Origin of the sequence: Legionella drozanskii LLAP-1 (assembly GCF_001467585.1) — a bacterium.
GTDB classification, from domain to species: Bacteria; Pseudomonadota; Gammaproteobacteria; order Legionellales; family Legionellaceae; genus Tatlockia; species Tatlockia drozanskii.
This window is the reverse complement of record NZ_LNXY01000008.1, coordinates 1-17,782: the sequence shown is the minus strand read 5'-3', so window position 1 is coordinate 17,782 and position 17,782 is coordinate 1. Positions and strand designations below refer to the sequence as shown.

Below are 17,782 nucleotides of genomic sequence, written 5' to 3'. Positions count from 1 at the left end.
CAATAGTTAAGACAAATCAAAGCGAATACCCTGAGCCAATGGTAAGGCATTACCCCAGTTGATAGTGTTTGTTTGACGGCGCATATAAGCTTTCCACGAATCCGAGCCTGATTCGCGTCCACCGCCGGTTTCCTTTTCACCACCAAAAGCACCACCAATTTCAGCACCTGAAGTACCGATATTAATGTTAGCAATACCACAGTCACTGCCGAGAGTACTTAAGAAATATTCGGCATTCTTGAGATCCTGGGTAAACATCGCTGAGGATAAACCTTGAGGAACTCCATTTTGCAAAGCAATCGCCTCATCTAGACTGTTATAAGCCATGACATAGAGAATTGGTGCAAATGTTTCTTCTTGCACGATTTCCCAGTCATTTTTTACCTCAGTCACTAAGGTAGGCTGAACAAAATAACCGGGCCGCTTTATTAGCTCACCACCACACACCACTTGCCCACCCGCTTCTTTAATTCGAACAATGGCGTGTTTAAATTGATGGACTGCTTTCTCATCAATCAATGGTCCCATTAGATTTTTACTATCAAGGGGATCACCAATAGTGACTTGCTCGTAAGCATGCTGCAAGCGCTTGATTACTTCAGGATACATAGATTCATGCACAAATAACCGACGGGTAGAAGTACAACGTTGACCTGCAGTTCCCACAGCACCAAACACAATGGCTGGTATTGCTAGATTTAAATCAGCTGATTTATCCAGAATAATCGCATTATTACCACCCAGCTCAAGAATAGTTTTGCCAAGTCGTGTTGCTACTTTAGCAGCAACTTGTTTGCCTATCGCTGTAGAACCCGTAAAGGAAATTAAGGGAATACGGCTATCATCGACCATTGAATTAGCAATTTCATGTGAACTTGGAATAATAAGCGAAAAAATTTCAGGGCAATTGTTTTTTTGTAATACTTTATTGCAAATATGCTGCACAGCAATTGCGCATAAAGGTGTTTTCGCGGAAGGCTTCCATAGCGTCACATTTCCGCAGATCGCGGCAATAAACGCATTCCATGACCAAACAGCAACGGGAAAATTAAATGCTGAGATAACCCCAACAATTCCATAAGGATGCCATTGTTCGTACATCCGATGGTTAGGACGTTCTGAATGCATAGTATTGCCATAGAGCATTCGAGATTGACCCACTGCAAAATCAGCAATATCGATCATTTCTTGAACTTCACCATCGCCTTCTTGTTTTGATTTTCCCATCTCAAGAGAAACTAAACTCCCTAACACATCTTTATGTTCCCGCAATGCATCTCCCATCTGACGAATTATCTCACCACGTTGAGGAGCAGGCACTTTTCGCCAGGCTAAAGCCGCTTTTTGCGCTCTTTCCATTATGTGTTGATAATCTTGCATGGAGCAAGTTGCTACTTCGGCAAGCTTTTCACCATTGGCGGGACTGATTGAAACTAGACGACTAGTATTGTTTTCACTATGCCACCCATGTCCACTAAAAGCTCCGGGATTGATTTCTTGAATATTTAAACGTTTTAATAAATCCATCGGTTTCTCCTAAGCGTAGTGACGGCCGAAGCGATTAGCTAACACATCAGCTAAACGGAAGTTTTCTTGCAAAATAAGACCCTGATATTCATTGGTTTGTCCCATCACGAGATCAACAACTGCACAGACACCCGAGGCAGTACTGACTTGGATAGCTGACCAATAAAGTCCACGAATTTCCTCAGGATATACTTTTTTAACATAGCTCTTTTCTGTTAATTCACCCTGCTTGATACCTTCTACAGTCACATAAACGATAACAATATCTTGGTAAGTTTTAGGAATAGCACGCTCTAGAATACGTTTTAGAGTTCCACGATCTTCATTCAATTTTAAGTCATTCATTAAAAGACGCATTTTTTCACAATGCCCTGGATAACGCATTGTTTTATAATTTAAAGTTTGAACTTTTCCTAAGTAAAGCTCTGAAAGGCTACCTAACCCACCAGAGGTATTAAAAGCCTCGTATTCACAGCCATCGATTTGAATTGTTTCACGGCCTTCTAGAGGTTTGAGAATGATGGGTTTGCCATTTTCTATACCATAGCATGGATTACCATACTCATTTATGACGCCATCTGTTGACCAAGTTAATGAATATTGCAGTGCGTTGTTAGCACGTTGTGGTAAAGCGCCAACACGCAGTTTTGCATGATGGCAGTGCTCAAATTCTTTCATCAAACTATTTGCAGCTATGCTAATGAAACCTGGAGCTAGGCCACATTGAGGTACGAAAGCGGTTTCAGAACCCGCAGCGATCGCTTTAACGGCTTCGGTGACGGATGTATCTTCGGTTAGATCAAAATAGTGCGCTTTAGCGGCTTTTGCGGCTTCAGCTACGTGGATATTAAGGTAGTAAGGAAGACTTGAAATAACAGCAACAATTTTATTTTCGTTTAAATAGGCTTGAGTAGACTCTAGGTCTTTAACATCAAGCGCTACCGTTTTAATTTCAGGCATTGCTTGCAATAAACGGTTAACATCTGTTCCCGAAAACTCTAAATCAGCCAAATGGACTTCATAATCGCCACTATCGGCTAATAAACAAGCGATTAAACTCCCAATTTTTCCTGCGCCAGTGATCATAACGTTGTACATACATTCCTTCTCCATTGTAAAACGAGACGTCATCGTACACCAAAAAATCATTATTTGAATACCCTCCGATGGCTAGGTATTTAATTTTTATTTGTAGTCCTTTATACAATTACAGCGCTTAAAATCCTCTCATCCATTTCTAGGAAAGAATAAAATCAAGGAAGTTCTTTGTAAAAATCTTGACCTTTTCAAGCGAGTACTTTATCGTCCCTTTCATTTATCCAACAAAATTATAATGACTCGAACAAGTACAGTTCAAAAGCTGGCTCTTATTTCAGCAAAAGCTAGAAAATACAACCATCTTTTGCGTGCTTTTCTATCGGGTACGCTTTTAACACTTAGCTTTGCCCCTTTTCATTTTTCGGGTTCTGCGATTTTAGGCCTTGCGCTTTTTTATGCCCAACTGAGTCAGGGTCACAGTCGTTATGCGTTTTTTAACGGACTTTTTTTTGGTTTAGGTTATTTTGGACTTGGCACTTCCTGGGTCTATGTCAGCATCCATGAGTATGGACATCTCAATAGTTTCATTTCAGCATTAATCACCCTCATTTTTTTGCTTTATCTTTCACTATTTCCCGCGCTAATGTCCTTTGTTTATCGAAAATTAGTGAATCAGCAAGCTCCCTGGCTTTCTTGTTTGCTGTTCAGCGTGCTTTGGATTTTATTTGAATTTTTCCGCTCACGCTTTTTAAGTGGATTTCCTTGGCTTCTACTGGGTTTCGGACAATTTGATGCCCCCAGCAAATACCTATTACCCATCATAGGTGTATTTGGCGTTGGATTAGTAACTTGCTTTGCTGCAACCTTATTGACCACCAGTATTCAGCAAATTGGCGCGAAACGTTATATTTATTTAAGCGCTTTTATGGCCCTACTCTTATTACCTAACCTACTCAAATACCACAATTGGGCCAAAGAAAGCACTGAACCATTAACAGTAGGTATCATTCAAGCTAATCTATCCATGAGAGACAAGTGGGATGAAAATCTATTTTGGCAGCTTTTAGAGCGTTATAAACAAGACACTGATAAATTACTTGGGACAAAGCTAATTGTGATGCCAGAATCAGCTATCCCCTTACCGCCAAGTTATGTTGTCGATTTTCTTAATGATCTACATGTCCGAGCTGAACAAGCAGGTAGTGCAATTATGTTAGGAATCCCCCAACCGACAACGGTTGATGAGAATTATTTTTTTAATGCTTTAATTGGATTAGGTCAAGCCAAAGGTTCTTACTTAAAACAACATTTAGTCCCCTTTGGCGAATACATACCCAAACCCTTACAGGCGATTAGCAATTGGCTAGCAATCCCTGACGCTAATTTAAAACCTGGTAAAAGAAATCAAGCGCTGGTTAAAGTGCAAAAACATCCCATAGCGACCCTCATTTGCTATGAATTAGCTTTTGGGGAATTACTACGCCATCAATTACCTAAAGCGGAGTGGATAGTATCGATCAGTGATGATGGATGGTTTGGACACTCTTTAGCCATGTATCAACAATTGCAAATGGCTCAAGTTCGATCGCTTCAAACAGCGCGCTATCAAGTTGTTGCTAATAATGATGGCTTATCTTCGGTGATTAATACACAGGGAGAAATTATCACTTCATTACCGGCATTTACTGCCGGAATTATTAAAGCGGAACTTTTTCCAGCAACTGGTTTAACGCCCTGGGTTTATTTTGGCAACTTACCCATATTGCTATTTTGCGCATTAATTATACTTGTTTATATCGTTTATCGATTTCAGAAACCAAAACTAAACACTTAACCTATTGCTGCCGAGTACAAGAGGGGTTATTCTTACCGCCTTACTGAAATTATCATTATGACTATGGATAACAGCTATATACCACGAGAAATAGAAGAACAAGCGCAACAATATTGGCTTAAAAAACAATCTTTTAATGTCTCTGAAGACTTAAATAAAGAAAAATTTTACTGCTTATCCATGTTCCCTTATCCAAGCGGCACGCTACACATGGGACATGTGCGTAATTACACCTTAGGCGACGTTATTGCTCGTTATCACCGTGCTTTGGGAAAAAATGTCCTACAACCTATTGGCTGGGATGCATTTGGCTTACCTGCTGAAAATGCTGCAATTAAGCATGGCATCCATCCCGCTGAATGGACAAGAAAAAATATTGCCTCCATGAAGGAGCAATTTTTAAGATTGGGTAACGCCTATGACTGGAAACGTGAAATTGCAACTTGCGATGCCGATTATTACCGTTGGGAACAGTGGTTTTTTATTAGACTTTATGAAAAAGGTTTAGTCTACAAGAAAAACGCGGTAGTCAATTGGGACCCTGTCGACCAAACCGTACTTGCCAATGAGCAAGTAGTCGATGGCCGTGGATGGCGCTCTGGTGCTTTAGTTGAGCGACGTGAAATCCCACAATGGTTCATCAAAATTACTTCCTATGCCGACGAGCTTTTAGATGATTTGGATACCCTTGATGAATGGCCAGCTCAAGTCAAGCAAATGCAAAGGAACTGGATTGGGCGTTCTGAAGGATGTGAAATTAGCTTCAAGGTGACTGGCTTTCCTAAACGCTTAAAAATCTATACGACCCGTCCAGACACACTCATGGGAGCAACTTATCTTGCTGTAGCCCCTGATCACCCGCTTGCGAAAGAGGCAGCAAGCCATGACTCCAAAGTACAAGCGTTTATTGATAGCTGCCAAGGTGTACGTATGGCTGAAGCAGACCTCGCTACTATGGAAAAACGCGGCATTGATACAGGCATGAAAGCGATTCATCCTATAACGGAAGAAGAAATACCCGTCTGGATTGCCAATTTTGTTTTGATGCAATATGGTTCTGGTGCAGTAATGTCAGTACCTGCTCATGATCAACGTGATTGGGAATTTGCACAAAAATATAAATTACCATTGAAAAAAGTCATAAAACCCGTCGATGGCAATGTTCATGATTATGCAAAAGATGCTTTTACCGCCGAAGGTGAGCTCATTCATTCAGGCCAATTTGATGGTCTTTCTTCAGCGGATGCGATGAAGGCTATTGCTAGTTATCTCGAAAAGCATGAAGCAGGAAAGCTAACCATTAATTATCGTTTACGTGATTGGGGTGTTTCACGTCAACGTTATTGGGGTACCCCTATTCCCATGATTCACTGTGAAGAATGCGGAATTGTGCCAGTTCCTGAAAAAGATTTACCCGTTACTTTACCAGAAAATATTGAATTTACCGGCAGTGGCTCACCTTTAGCCCACTGCAGCGACTTCGTGCAAACAACCTGCCCCAAATGTGGTCAAGATGCAACGCGAGAAACCGATACTTTTGATACCTTTATCGAATCTTCTTGGTACTATGCTCGCTTCGCATGTAAAGGCCAAGACAACGCTATGCTGGATGACCGTGCTAAATATTGGACACCAGTTGACCAATACATTGGTGGTATTGAACACGCGGTTATGCATCTGCTTTATGCTCGTTTTTTTCATAAATTGATGCGTGATGAAGGCCTTGTTAATTCGGATGAACCGTTTAAAGCCTTACTAACTCAAGGAATGGTTCTTAAAGACGGTCACAAAATGTCTAAGTCTTTGGGAAATGTTGTTGATCCTAATCACCTCATTGACACCTACGGCGCAGATACTGCGCGCTTATTTGTTATGTTTGCTGCACCGCCTGATCAATCTCTAGAGTGGTCTGATACCGCTGTTGAGGGTGCTCATCGCTTTTTGAAACGAATATGGGCCTTTGCTTATCAACACCAACAAACAATTATCGATATTAATGATGCCATTATTGGTGGCAACGGTCATATTGATTGGCAAAACACTGAAAATCGTCTTAAAAAGTCACGCTTGGCTATAAACCAAATTTTGGCACAAGCGAATATTGACTATGAGCGCCATCAATTTAATACGGTTGTTTCCGGATGCATGAAGTTACTTAATGAAATATCGAGTTATGAAATTAAGTCTGAAGAAGATAAATACTTTCTTCACTCAGCAATGAACATATTGCTTCGACTTTTAGCACCAATTACTCCACATATTTGTCATCACCTCTGGCTACAACTAGGTTTTGATAAAATTATTATTGATGCCGGCTGGCCCAAAGTAGATAAAAGCGCCTTAAAAACTGACGAGCTGGATTTTGTTGTGCAAATCAATGGGAAGCTACGAGCGCAATTTACCGCTGATAGCGATACTCCAGAAGACGAGCTCATTGAATTAGCAAAACAACAAGTTCAATCCTTCATTCAAGGAAAAGCAGTTAAGAAAGCAGTGGTGGTCATGCATCGGCAGCTCATTAATTTGGTAGTAGGTTGATGGTAAAACGATATTTAATTGTTATTATTACCCTACTTCTAAGTAGTTGTGGATTTCACTTACGTGGTTTAAATGATATGCCTTCTTGGCTCAATAGTGTGGCTATTGTAATTGAGAATGCCCATCGCGATTTAGGCCCCCTGCTAAAAGAGCACTTAGAAGCGTATAAAATTCGTGTTGTACCTGACCCGACACAAGCAGATTATTTGCTTATTATTAAAGCAGATGGTATCCAACAGCAAATGACAAGTGTTGCAGCTAGTACTGCTCCTCGGCAATATCTACTCATTTACGACGCACAATTTGCGCTTGTTAAAACCAAAGGAGAGGAGATTATTCCCTCTGGACATGTTTTTATCACGCGGCAATTAACAGTTAACAACGACAGAATCTTAGGCTCTAACTTTGAAGAATCGCAAATAAGTTATGAAATGCGTCGCGATGCAGCGATGCAAATCATTAATCGTATAGGACGCGAAACCAAAAAACTTCCTATGAATCACGGAGCTGCAACTAAAAAGAGTTAAAACGTCATTGCAAACCTAGTGAGGCAACCCAAAAAATATCAATCTGGGTTAGATCGCAACGCTCGAAATGATGTAAATCGAAAAGCAAAATCCTGAGGCAATTATGCTCATTAAACAACAAGCATTAGCGTCCATTTTAAAGCAGAAATTAGCAGCAGTTTATATTTTATTTGGCCAAGACCCCTTTCTTTTATCTAGTGCTGCTGAGTCAATTAAATTAGCCTGGCGAACTGTAAATCAAGAGTCTGAAGAAACTGTTTTGCACATGAATAATCCATCCGACTGGGCTTTATTGGATACAGAAGTGAATAGTTATTCTTTATTTTCTGACCATTTTTTAATTGATATTCGCTATGAGAAAAAAACAATCGATGCCCATGCAAAAGAGTTTTTAACTCGTTATCTGCAGGATATTAATCCCTCATGCCTACTGCTTTTACGTGCTCCTAATTTACCCAATAAGCAATTACAATGGTTAATTAATAATGAGCTTGTTCATGCAGTGCAAGCGAATCCTCTCAATGATCTTGCAATAGAACATTGGATTTTTGAGCAATTACAAACTAAAGCATTAAAATTTGTACCGCAAATTCCTTCTTTAATTCACCAATATACTCAAGGCAATATGTATGCCTGTGCTCAAGTTATAGAAAAGCTTGAGTTGGTCGTTGATAAAAACGACTGTCTTACAGTGGAATTTGTGCAAGAACAGTTGGTAGATCAATGCGAGTATCAACTTTTTGAATTAGTGGATGCCTGTTTAACACAGAAACCAGATAAAATTATTCAATTGCTACGTCACGCAGCAAGGAGTAAAGTAGAACCAACTCTTGTTTTATGGATCTTAACTCAAGAAATAAGGCTGCTCATTCAGTTGACTGAAAAAACCATTGATCAAGCACTACCCTTTAATACTGCGTGCAGCCAATTGAAAATATGGCCGCAAAAAGCAAACCTTTATCATGCAGCTTTAAAAAGAACTCAGCTAACCCATTTATTTCAATTACATCGATTTTGTAAAACTATTGATGAACGTATAAAATCAAGCCAAAATAATCAAATCTGGCAGGCATTAGAACAAATTGCCCTCTCCCTTTGTTTAGCTAAACAGGTAGGAAGTTTTGCGTAATCTTATTATATTTGGTGGCACTTTTGATCCCCCGCATAATGGTCATATTAATACAGCCATCAATGTGCAAAATCATTTCAATTTCGAACGCTTTTTATTTCTTCCTTGCAAAACACCGCTATTAAAAAATCAGGCAACCGCCACTCCAATTCAACGAATTGATATGTTGAACCTAGCTTTAACAACTGTAGATAAGACACTCAATTTTCAAATTGATTTATCTGAAATAAATCGAGATACTCCTTCCTACATGGTAGATAGTCTACAACATTTTCGTAAACAATTTGGGGAACAGATTGTTCTGACTCTATTGATGGGCGCGGATGCATTTAGTCAATTGCCCTATTGGCATGCCTGGACAAAACTTTTAACACTCGCAAATATATTAGTCATTAAACGGGCTGGATTTGATGACAAAACTCATTCTGATTTAATTAGAGAATTATTAATAAAGCATGAAACCAAGGATAGTACAGCAATATGTGAGCAAAAATATGGTGCAATCTATCGTTTTGATGCTGGAAACTTCGATTTTTCTTCAACCTGGGTTCGTAAAGAACTTCGTGACAATAAGGACTTGAGTCATTATTTGCCTGAGTCGATTATGCAATATATCAAACAAAATGGCTTATATTCACACTAGCTATTCTAACCATCCGATAATTCATAATCATTTGTATCAAGCAAGCTAGTCGGCATTAGCTTATTCTGTAAATTCTCAATGGGTTTTCTAATATTAATATTCTGCTCATCGAATATTTTTACTTTTTTGATAAAATCTGGCATAGCAGAATATAACCAGTTTACTAAGGGATCAAATTTAGCATAGAGTTGGGAATCACGCGAATATTGATCTACGGGCAGCGAAGTCATTTTTATAACAACCATAATCAATGCAACAATAAATACCCCGCGGACAAACCCAAACGCCAAACCAAGTATACGATCGGTACTACTTAGGCCTGAACGTCTGAGAATAATGCTAAGTAGGCCATTTACAATTGCACCAGCAATGAGAGTAGCAATTAAAATAAAGACAAAAGCAGCGACGGTCCTAGCTGTTTTATCTTGAATATATTTTTGTAACCAAGGGTCTAGACTTTGCGAATAATTATAGGCTAACCAGAATGCCAAAACCCAAATACAAAGCGCAACGAGTTCTTTTACGAACCCTCGAATCATTCCTGTTAGCATTGACAAGCCAACTATTGCAATAATGGCTATATCGACCCAATGCAACATTTTAACTATCCCTGATCCGTAGACACGATAAAGCCTCTAATTTGAACAGCACTCGCTAATTTCTTTTGTAACAACTGCGCTTGTTCTCGCTTTTGTATTTGTCCTACTACGACTTTATATACAATTCCTTCGCTTGTTTTTACTTTGTTATAGGTTGCCTTATATCCTTTGCCTCTCAATTTTGAGATTAGAGAATCAGCATTACGTAATCGAGTGAACGTCGCTAGCTGCACAGCATATTTCCCCTTAACAGGAAATGCATTTTTCGCAGTTTTTTTAATGGCAGGTTTGCTTATAGGTTTTGGCTTCACCACTGATAATTTCGGTTTTGTAATTGATTTTACTACAGGTTTTACAGGCTTATTATTGTTTTTAGCAACGACTTTCACTTTCGGTTTAATCTTGAGAGGAAAAGTTTCTGCTTTGGCAATTTTATGAACGACTGCCACATTAGTCCTATTGATCTGTGCAGCTGCTGTTTTTTCCATTACATCTGGCATATCTTCTCTTGCTAAGTTTTCGACTTGTAGTGAGTCTCGGTCTTGTGCAAAATTCTGATCAACAGATTCTACTGTACGATGATTAACTTCTTTCATTTGACTAAGAGATTCAGCTTTGGCAAGGGCTGGAGCAGGTTGCTCTTCAGCGACCTCTGGCAGCTCAACATGAGCAACCTTCACATTCTCAAACATTGCGTTTTTTTCGGTCATAGCAACATCTGGTTGCAGCGGCTTTGGAGGTAATTCGACGGAAACACTCATATTACCATCAATGCGCTGATTTGATTTCTTCATAATAGCAGGTGCAAAAATAGCCGCTATAGATAAGATAACAGCAAGACCTATAAGCCGGTGCTTAACCCGCTCATCAATCACTAGTTTCATCATATCTCCTCGGATTTGTGGGTTATATTGACAGCTAGTCTCTTATTCCTACTTTTCAATACCAGATGTAAAAAGCCGGAAATGAGCAGCTTAGGCTTTTACCTAACTACTTGTCAACTCAACCGCACCATTATAAACGTAATAGATCCCCCCGACTACCAAACGGGTTAATTTGATTCAATTTGGATTGAAATAGTACCATTAAACGCGTAGACCTAGCCTTGTTTTTCAGTGGTTACGTTTTGAAGTAAAGGCCTGCATAACCATACCCACTGTAACAAACGAACCATAAACTACCATTAAATCCCCTTCATTTGCTCTACTACAAGCGGATTGATAAGCAGAGATTGGATCATCGTGACAGAGTAAGTCCTCCTCCCCAATCAGACTCATGGCTTTATTGAGCTGTTCTCTTGATGCTGCCCGTTTACCTGTCAGCAAGGCCGGATACCAATAATCAACAACATTTTTTAAAGGGGCAACTATCCCGGAAATATTTTTATCCTTAAGTGCTGAAAAGACTGCATGAACAGTCTTTTTGGGATGGTAGTTTTTAATAAACTCAGCCAAATACTCCGCCGCTTGCGGATTATGAGAGACATCAAATAAAATTGTAACACCCTCTTTTTGCTTTAATTCCAATCGACCCGCTAAAGATACTTTTTCAATAGCTTCTTTTAGATGAGGATAATTCAACGGTAATTCTGTTTTTAAAAGCAAGCTAGCGATCATCGCGGCAGCAACTGAATTAGAATGAAGCTTAGGTTGCGGGAAGACAAGATATTCACCTTGAAATTTAAGTTCAAAATTACCATTATTAAGTCGATGATGGTAATCACGCTCAGCTAAATACATCGAAGCACTAAGTGCTAATCCATGATTAACTATGCTTTCGGGTGGGTTCGTATCAGCAAATATAAAAGGTTTATTCACTCTCAGAATACCTGCTTTTTCCAAACCAATTTCTTCCCTTGTATTTCCTAAGAATTCTTGATGATCTAAATCGATGGTTGTAATAATAGCTAAGTCAGAAGCAATAATATTTGTCGCATCTAATCGTCCACCAAGACCCACTTCAAGAATGATGAGATCTAATTGCTGCCGCTTAAAATGCCATAAAGCAGCCAAAGTCGCCATTTCAAAATAGCTAAGATGGATATCCCCCCGCCCCTTCTCTATTGCCATAAATGCTAAACATAAGAGCTCATCACTAATCGGCTGTTGATTAACGCGAATACGTTCATTAAAAACGAGTAAATGCGGTGAGGTATAGCTAGCAACCCGATAGCCCGCCGCTAAATATATCGCCTCAAGCATAGCCACGGTAGAACCCTTCCCATTTGTTCCCGCGACTGTGATGATTTTAGCTTGAGGATTGGTCAAAGAAAGTGATTCAGCGACCTGATGAATCCGAGATAAACCTAGTTGAATCTCTTGCGAATGGCGATTTTCTAAAAAATCTAACCATTCTCTAAGAGTAAAATCTTTATACGGCTTCATTGCTCAAATCACGATGAGATAATTTTGCAATTATCTCTGCGACCGTTGATTGCAGTGCTTTTCGTTCAACAACCATATCAATATGACCGTGTTCCAGCAAAAACTCACTTCGTTGAAACCCTTCAGGCAAGGTCTGTCTCACAGTTTGCTCAATCACTCGTGGTCCTGCGAAGCCAATTAATGCATTTGGTTCAGCAATAATAATATCTCCGAGACTTGCAAAACTCGCTGAAACGCCGCCCATAGTAGGATCGGTTAGCACAACTATAAAAGGTAATCCTGTCTCTCCGAATTTAGAAAGAGCTGCTGCAGTTTTGGCCATTTGCATTAATGAGAATAAGCCCTCTTGCATTCTTGCACCACCGCTGGCTGTAAAACAGATATAAGCACGTTTTTCGGCAGTCGCAACATTAATTGCTCTAACAAATTTTTCACCAACGGTGGCTCCCATGGAACCGCCCATAAAATTAAATTCAAAGGCAGAGACTACAACAGGTTGGTGCTTTAAATTGCCTTTTACGACAATTAATGCTTCTTTTTCTCCAGTTGCTTTTTGCGCTTGGCTGATACGATCTTTATATTTCTTAGAATCTTTAAATTTTAATCGATCGATAGGCTCTAAATTTCCCGCAATTTCCTCCTGGCCTGTCTCATCCAAAAACTGTTCAATACGTTCTCGAGCAGATAAACGGTGATGATGATTACAGTTAGGACATACCGATAAGTTTTTTACTAGTTCGCTGCGATATAGTACAGAGCCACATCCTATACATTTTACCCAAAGCCCTTCAGGAACCCCTTTTTTCTGAGAAGTTGCTGTTCTAATTCGTGAAGGTAGTAATTTTTTTAACCAACTCATACAAAGATCCATTAATCTTAATGTCGAATAGTATAACCTGAAATTCTTTTTAGAGCTTGTATTTCTTGGAGTGAATAAGCTGAATTTCACATCAATCCAAAACTTGACTGGAGACATTTTATTCTCTCATTTTAGATTTTAACTCATAAATGGTGCCAACTTTGATTTTTTTAATAAGATTGTCATTCATCAAGACTAACAAATGACATATTTTGCACACCATGCTCTTTATATGCCTCGGATTTCATTCACTTTTTTTAATAAAAACAGCAATTAACCCTAAAGTTTTTTCCTCTTCTACCGATAACCTTTTTGGGTGCGATAAATTCATAGATAAATTTATCGATAACAAGGGAAATCCCAAATCCTAGGGATTTAGGTCGAGGAGAATTCAGTCATGACTGAAGTGATTAATACCAATGTGATGTCGCTCAATGCTCAACGCAATTTGACCGCTTCACAAAAAATGATGCAAACAGCGATCCAGAGACTTTCTTCGGGTTTAAGAATCAATAGCGCTAAAGATGATGCGGCAGGTATGGCTATTTCCGAAGGTATGACTGCTCAAATAAGAGGTATGGATCAAGCAATTCGAAACGCGAATGATGGTATCTCCTTATCGCAAACTGCTGAAGGGGCAATGCAAGAAACAACTAGCATTTTACAACGTATGCGTGAGCTTGCATTACAATCAGCTAACTCAACAAATAACTCAGATGACCGTCAAGCGATTCAACAAGAAATCACTCAGTTACAAGCTGAATTGGATAGAAACGCCCAAAATACTCAGTTTAATGGTCAACGTATTTTGGATGGCTCATTCCAAAACGCTAGTTTCCAAGTGGGAGCAAATGCTAACCAAACAATTACCTTTTCGATTGGAAGCATTATGTCTTCAGCAATTGGAGGGATTGCGAGTCAAACAGGTACTGCGGTAGGTGCTGCGGCTGCAACGGATATAACCATCAGTCTCGGCGGTGGTGCTGCGGTAGCCATTAACTCAAGTGCTGGATTTGTCGGTTCTAATGCTAGCCAAGATGCGACTTCTGCTTACGCTAAAGCAGCTGCTATTAATGGTGCTGGTATAGCTGGACTTCAAGTGACAGCCTCTACTTCAGGTACTCAAACGGTAGGCGCTATCGGTGGTACTGCGAGTGACACTTATAACCTAACTCTTAATGGCGTGGCAGTATTTACTAACACTGACGTTTCTACTGCATTGAGCAACACTCAATTGCGCGATGGTATCAATAGCGTAAGTAGTCAAACTGGTGTTGTTGCCAGTCTGAATGGTGGAGATATCACTCTTACTGCTAATGATGGACGCAACATTACTGTCACTGAAAGTGGTACCGGCTTTACAGCAGGTACTGACGGATTGACAGTCACTGGCGGCCCATTCGCTGCTGTATTGCGTGGGGAACTATCAATTAGCGCAGTAAACTCAATCGCTATTGGTGGAACTGTAGCTAACATCGGCTTATCTGCAGCAATTGCGAAAGACACCTTGGGTGTTAATACCATTGACGTAACGACAGAAGCTGGAGCACAGTCAGCTCTTTTGCGAATTGACTCTGCATTAACTTCTGTAAACTCGAACCGCGCTGCGATGGGTGCGTTGCAAAACCGCTTCGATTTAACCATTGCAAACTTGCAAAACGTAGAAGAAAACCTTTCAGCAGCACGAAGTCGAATTCAGGATGCAGACTTCGCTGCAGAGACCTCAAACTTAACGAAAGGTCAAATTTTACAACAAGCAGGTACAGCAATGCTTGCCCAAGCAAACAGCCTGCCTCAATCTGTGCTGAAGTTACTCGGATAATCAATAATCTAAAACATCATGCAGGTTTCTCTGCATGATGTTTTTATGCCCATTGCTTCTTAGGGTATAAGGAGATGCATGATGAATGTTGACTTACCAACAATACTTAACTCTTCTCTTTTAGGCTCAACAAAAACCATGGAAGGTACTACAACTTTTAATAATACAACCCCTCCAACAACTACAGCTGATTCAGAAGAGGCCCTGCAAACAACGCTTAATGAAGCAAGTCGATTATTACAAATAGTCACTACAAAATTATCTGGAGCAGTGATACGTAAGGTATCTCCCAGTGAATACGCACAACTTATCGCTTTGTTGGATCAGATAATTCGTGATTCAGTCGATGAGCAAGTTTGACTGGCACAATTTTTGCTTTTAGTAATTTTTTTTAAATTTGGTAAAAGATAAGGAAATCGAGCGTGCCCAGTATATCATCTGCAGGAATTGGATCAGGTCTTGATGTTAAAGCAATAGTGGAGGCTTTAGTTAAGGCAGAAATTACTCCTAATAAAAATAGACTAGATCGACAAGAAGCAAGTTTGAGTACTCAACTATCTGCTTTGGGTCAAGTTAATAGCGCTTTAGCAAAATTACAGGCTACTATGCTGAAATTTTCTGATCTTAGTCAGTTTCAGACCTTAACAACCACAATAAGTAATACAACAGCCCTTGGTGCATCTGTGAACAATAGTGAAGCGATAGCAGGTAATTATCAAATTCAAATTCAACAGCTTGCAACTCAGCAAAGTTTAGCCTCTGCTCCCTTCCCTAGCTCTACCTCAACAGTAGGAAGCGGAACAATAACGATTAATTTTGGATCCTATAGTAATAACAACACTGTCTTTACCGCAAATCCTAATCAACCACCGTTAACGCTTAATATTATTCCTGGGCAAGATAGTTTACTCGCTATACAAGATGCGATTAACAGCAGTGCTTCTGGAGTACAAGCAGCTATTGTGCAGGATAATTCAGGCACCAGACTGACTTTGATGAGTACTAACACAGGTACTGCATCAGCCATGCAAATTTCTGTCGTAGACAATGATGGGAATAATAGTGATCTCTCTGGGCTTTCAGCTCTTGCTTATGATCCAACACAGGGGGTCAATTCGCTTTCCCAAACAATCGCAGCCAATGATAGCTTAGTGTACATTAATGGTTTGCTATTAACACAAAGTTCTAACCAGCTACAAAATGCTATTCAAGGCGTGACACTTAATCTTTTACAAGCTCAACCAGGCGTCACTGTTAATATGACAGTGGCCAATAATCCAGCTCAAACTACCGCAATAGTTAATGAATTTATTCAACAATATAATGACACAATGACGACTTTGAATTCATTGACTAGTTACAACAAAGAAACTAAAAAAGGAAGTTCTTTGCAAAGTGATGCGGGTATACGAGCTTTAAAATTCAACTTGGCAAATCTAGTAAGTCGACCTATCGATAATTTGCAAGGCCCAATAAAAAGTCTTGTCGATTTTGGTATAAAAACAGATTTAAAAGGTTTACTCAGCATGGATAGTGATCTTTATAATAACGCTCTAGCTAGCTATCCACAGGCGATAGGCAATTTTTTTGCTAAATCCGCTACCGCAACCGATCCCAACATACACGTTAAATCCCTTGGCATTGATGTGCAAGCCGGTCTTTATGATTTAGTGATTAACAGTTTTATTCCAGGAAATACTTTGACGGGGACTCTAGGAGGAGTGAACGCTGTTTCTCCTGACGGTATTACTTTAGAAGGAACTGGGCCATTTGGGGAGCTTAGGCTTGAAGTTTTAGGTGGCGGTGTAGGCGACCGTGGGTATATTAATATTACTGATGGGTTAGCGGTACAATTCACTAACCTTCTATCAACCTATCTCGGCGACGAAGGCGATCTTTCTGCAAGAACTGAGCTGATCAAGGACAGTTTAAAAGATATTGACCAACAACGTGAGCAGCTAGGATTCAGAGCCATCTCTCTTGCTACGCGCTACACCAAGCAATTCACCGCTTTAGATACCCTATTGTCGCGAATGCAAAGTACCAGTCAATTTTTAACACAGCAATTGGCCAATCTGCCCCAAATCAATCAAAAAAGGAATTAGACCATGAAAAACCCTTATACCCAGGCCCATGAACATTACAAATCCATTGAATTACAAACTCGTGTTGAGTCTGCTACTCCCCACGAATTAATTCATTTATTACTGCAAGGTGCCCGCTCTCACATCGCCACAGCTCAAGGAAATATTCAGAGACAAGAGATTAGCGAAAAAGGTGCGCACATTAGCAAAGCCATTAGTATTATAGAAGGCTTAAAAGTCAGTCTAGATCATGAGAAAGGGGGCGAAATTGCCAACAACTTAGAAAAATTGTACGACTATATCCAACAAATTCTCTTGAAAGCAAATCTTCATAATGACCTTGAATTGTTGATTCAAGCGAATTTATTACTTGCAGATATTCATCAAGCTTGGCAAGGAATTAAGTTAGAAAATGCATAGGACTCCAGCAACTAGGCTTGCTTACGCGATGGACCCGATTCAACTCAGAAGTGGACCTAGAAACAAGTTGGGCCAAGGCCTGGGGGATCTTCACTTTTGAGGTTTTGCTCCAATCAGTACTCGCTCTTCGGGCTGAATGGTTCAGTAATACCCTGGTTTTGGCTCGAAGTATTATTCAAAAAAAAGTGAAGATACCTCAGGGCCAAGGCCCTACCAAAAGAACGAATTCCAAAATGGAATGTGACTCGGAAAATAATTCGTTTTGATGTGACCTTGTTTTGTGGCCAAATTGCATCCATTTAGTTTGTTATAGAGGCACACTGTTGTGAGAGAGAAAGAACCGTTAGATAAACAACCAACAAACCAGTTACCTGTCAG

General features: G+C 39.8%; 15 protein-coding genes. 9 read left to right on the top strand and 6 right to left on the bottom strand.

The window, feature by feature from the left end; translation table 11 throughout:
• Nucleotides 1-6 precede the first annotated feature (6 nt).
• Entirely contained in the window at nucleotides 7-1,527 is a 1,521-nt protein-coding gene (amaB, locus tag Ldro_RS03595) for an L-piperidine-6-carboxylate dehydrogenase (RefSeq protein ID WP_058495061.1), read from the bottom strand.
• A gap of 9 nt (nucleotides 1,528-1,536) precedes the next feature.
• On the bottom strand, nucleotides 1,537-2,625 hold the full coding sequence (locus Ldro_RS03590) for a saccharopine dehydrogenase family protein (RefSeq protein WP_058495060.1): 1,089 nt from the start codon (nucleotides 2,623-2,625) through the stop codon (nucleotides 1,537-1,539).
• 235 nt (nucleotides 2,626-2,860) lie between these two features.
• On the opposite strand from Ldro_RS03590, the gene lnt reads away from it, so the two are divergent.
• The 5 genes from lnt (at nucleotide 2,861) to nadD (ending at nucleotide 9,236) form a co-directional block, all read left to right on the top strand.
• A complete protein-coding gene (lnt, locus tag Ldro_RS03585) occupies nucleotides 2,861-4,399 on the top strand; it encodes an apolipoprotein N-acyltransferase (RefSeq protein ID WP_058495059.1) in 1,539 nt (512 codons plus the stop codon).
• A gap of 63 nt (nucleotides 4,400-4,462) precedes the next feature.
• Nucleotides 4,463-6,937 carry a leucine--tRNA ligase gene (leuS, locus tag Ldro_RS03580; protein ID WP_058495100.1) on the top strand — a complete coding sequence of 825 codons (2,475 nt, stop codon included), beginning with the start codon at nucleotides 4,463-4,465 and terminating at the stop codon, nucleotides 6,935-6,937.
• A complete protein-coding gene (locus tag Ldro_RS03575) occupies nucleotides 6,937-7,464 on the top strand; it encodes an LPS-assembly lipoprotein LptE (RefSeq protein ID WP_058495058.1) in 528 nt (175 codons plus the stop codon). The genes leuS and Ldro_RS03575 overlap by 1 nt, the downstream gene beginning before the upstream one ends.
• A gap of 103 nt (nucleotides 7,465-7,567) precedes the next feature.
• Nucleotides 7,568-8,593 carry a DNA polymerase III subunit delta gene (gene holA / locus Ldro_RS03570; RefSeq protein ID WP_058495057.1) on the top strand — a complete coding sequence of 342 codons (1,026 nt, stop codon included), beginning with the start codon at nucleotides 7,568-7,570 and terminating at the stop codon, nucleotides 8,591-8,593.
• Complete coding sequence (gene nadD, locus Ldro_RS03565; protein WP_058495056.1) at nucleotides 8,586-9,236, top strand: nicotinate-nucleotide adenylyltransferase; 651 nt, start codon at nucleotides 8,586-8,588, stop codon at nucleotides 9,234-9,236. Before holA ends, nadD begins: the two co-directional genes overlap by 8 nt.
• A 5-nt stretch (nucleotides 9,237-9,241) precedes the next feature.
• On the opposite strand, the gene Ldro_RS03560 is transcribed toward nadD, so the two are convergent.
• The 4 genes from Ldro_RS03560 to accD form a co-directional block, all read right to left on the bottom strand.
• Nucleotides 9,242-9,835 carry a CvpA family protein gene (locus tag Ldro_RS03560; RefSeq protein ID WP_065235895.1) on the bottom strand — a complete coding sequence of 198 codons (594 nt, stop codon included), beginning with the start codon at nucleotides 9,833-9,835 and terminating at the stop codon, nucleotides 9,242-9,244.
• Nucleotides 9,836-9,840: 5 nt separating this feature from the next.
• Nucleotides 9,841-10,722, bottom strand: coding sequence for an SPOR domain-containing protein (locus tag Ldro_RS03555; RefSeq protein WP_083497890.1), 882 nt, complete (start codon nucleotides 10,720-10,722; stop codon nucleotides 9,841-9,843).
• 225 nt (nucleotides 10,723-10,947) lie between these two features.
• Nucleotides 10,948-12,219 (bottom strand): bifunctional tetrahydrofolate synthase/dihydrofolate synthase, encoded by a 1,272-nt coding sequence (gene folC, locus Ldro_RS03550; protein ID WP_058495054.1) that lies wholly within the window; start codon nucleotides 12,217-12,219, stop codon nucleotides 10,948-10,950.
• Complete coding sequence (accD, locus tag Ldro_RS03545; protein ID WP_058495053.1) at nucleotides 12,206-13,078, bottom strand: acetyl-CoA carboxylase, carboxyltransferase subunit beta; 873 nt, start codon at nucleotides 13,076-13,078, stop codon at nucleotides 12,206-12,208. Before accD ends, folC begins: the two co-directional genes overlap by 14 nt.
• A 397-nt stretch (nucleotides 13,079-13,475) precedes the next feature.
• Here accD and Ldro_RS03540 point away from each other — a divergent pair, with 397 nt between their 5' ends.
• The 4 genes from Ldro_RS03540 (at nucleotide 13,476) to fliS (ending at nucleotide 17,404) form a co-directional block, all read left to right on the top strand.
• Nucleotides 13,476-14,900 (top strand): flagellin N-terminal helical domain-containing protein, encoded by a 1,425-nt coding sequence (locus tag Ldro_RS03540; RefSeq protein WP_058495052.1) that lies wholly within the window; start codon nucleotides 13,476-13,478, stop codon nucleotides 14,898-14,900.
• 78 nt (nucleotides 14,901-14,978) lie between these two features.
• Nucleotides 14,979-15,260, top strand: coding sequence for a hypothetical protein (locus tag Ldro_RS03535; protein WP_131764424.1), 282 nt, complete (start codon nucleotides 14,979-14,981; stop codon nucleotides 15,258-15,260).
• Between the two features lie 62 nt (nucleotides 15,261-15,322).
• On the top strand, nucleotides 15,323-17,005 hold the full coding sequence (fliD, locus tag Ldro_RS03530) for a flagellar filament capping protein FliD (protein WP_058495050.1): 1,683 nt from the start codon (nucleotides 15,323-15,325) through the stop codon (nucleotides 17,003-17,005).
• A 3-nt stretch (nucleotides 17,006-17,008) separates the two neighbouring features.
• Nucleotides 17,009-17,404 (top strand): flagellar export chaperone FliS, encoded by a 396-nt coding sequence (gene fliS / locus Ldro_RS03525; protein WP_058495049.1) that lies wholly within the window; start codon nucleotides 17,009-17,011, stop codon nucleotides 17,402-17,404.
• The last annotated feature ends 378 nt before the right edge of the window (nucleotides 17,405-17,782 follow it).

Bases quoted from the DNA above. Each gene is read 5' to 3' on its own strand.
- Ldro_RS03540 (WP_058495052.1), top strand. From the start codon at position 13,476: ATGACTGAAGTGATTAATACCAATGTGATGTCGCTCAATGCTCAACGC.
- folC (WP_058495054.1), bottom strand. From the start codon at position 12,219: ATGAAGCCGTATAAAGATTTTACTCTTAGAGAATGGTTAGATTTTTTA.
- Ldro_RS03560 (WP_065235895.1), bottom strand. From the start codon at position 9,835: ATGTTGCATTGGGTCGATATAGCCATTATTGCAATAGTTGGCTTGTCA.
- holA (WP_058495057.1), top strand. From the start codon at position 7,568: ATGCTCATTAAACAACAAGCATTAGCGTCCATTTTAAAGCAGAAATTA.
- Ldro_RS03535 (WP_131764424.1), top strand. From the start codon at position 14,979: ATGATGAATGTTGACTTACCAACAATACTTAACTCTTCTCTTTTAGGC.
- lnt (WP_058495059.1), top strand. From the start codon at position 2,861: ATGACTCGAACAAGTACAGTTCAAAAGCTGGCTCTTATTTCAGCAAAA.
- fliS (WP_058495049.1), top strand. From the start codon at position 17,009: ATGAAAAACCCTTATACCCAGGCCCATGAACATTACAAATCCATTGAA.
- Ldro_RS03590 (WP_058495060.1), bottom strand. From the start codon at position 2,625: ATGTACAACGTTATGATCACTGGCGCAGGAAAAATTGGGAGTTTAATC.
- amaB (WP_058495061.1), bottom strand. From the start codon at position 1,527: ATGGATTTATTAAAACGTTTAAATATTCAAGAAATCAATCCCGGAGCT.
- accD (WP_058495053.1), bottom strand. From the start codon at position 13,078: ATGAGTTGGTTAAAAAAATTACTACCTTCACGAATTAGAACAGCAACT.
- Ldro_RS03575 (WP_058495058.1), top strand. From the start codon at position 6,937: ATGGTAAAACGATATTTAATTGTTATTATTACCCTACTTCTAAGTAGT.
- Ldro_RS03555 (WP_083497890.1), bottom strand. From the start codon at position 10,722: ATGATGAAACTAGTGATTGATGAGCGGGTTAAGCACCGGCTTATAGGT.
- leuS (WP_058495100.1), top strand. From the start codon at position 4,463: ATGGATAACAGCTATATACCACGAGAAATAGAAGAACAAGCGCAACAA.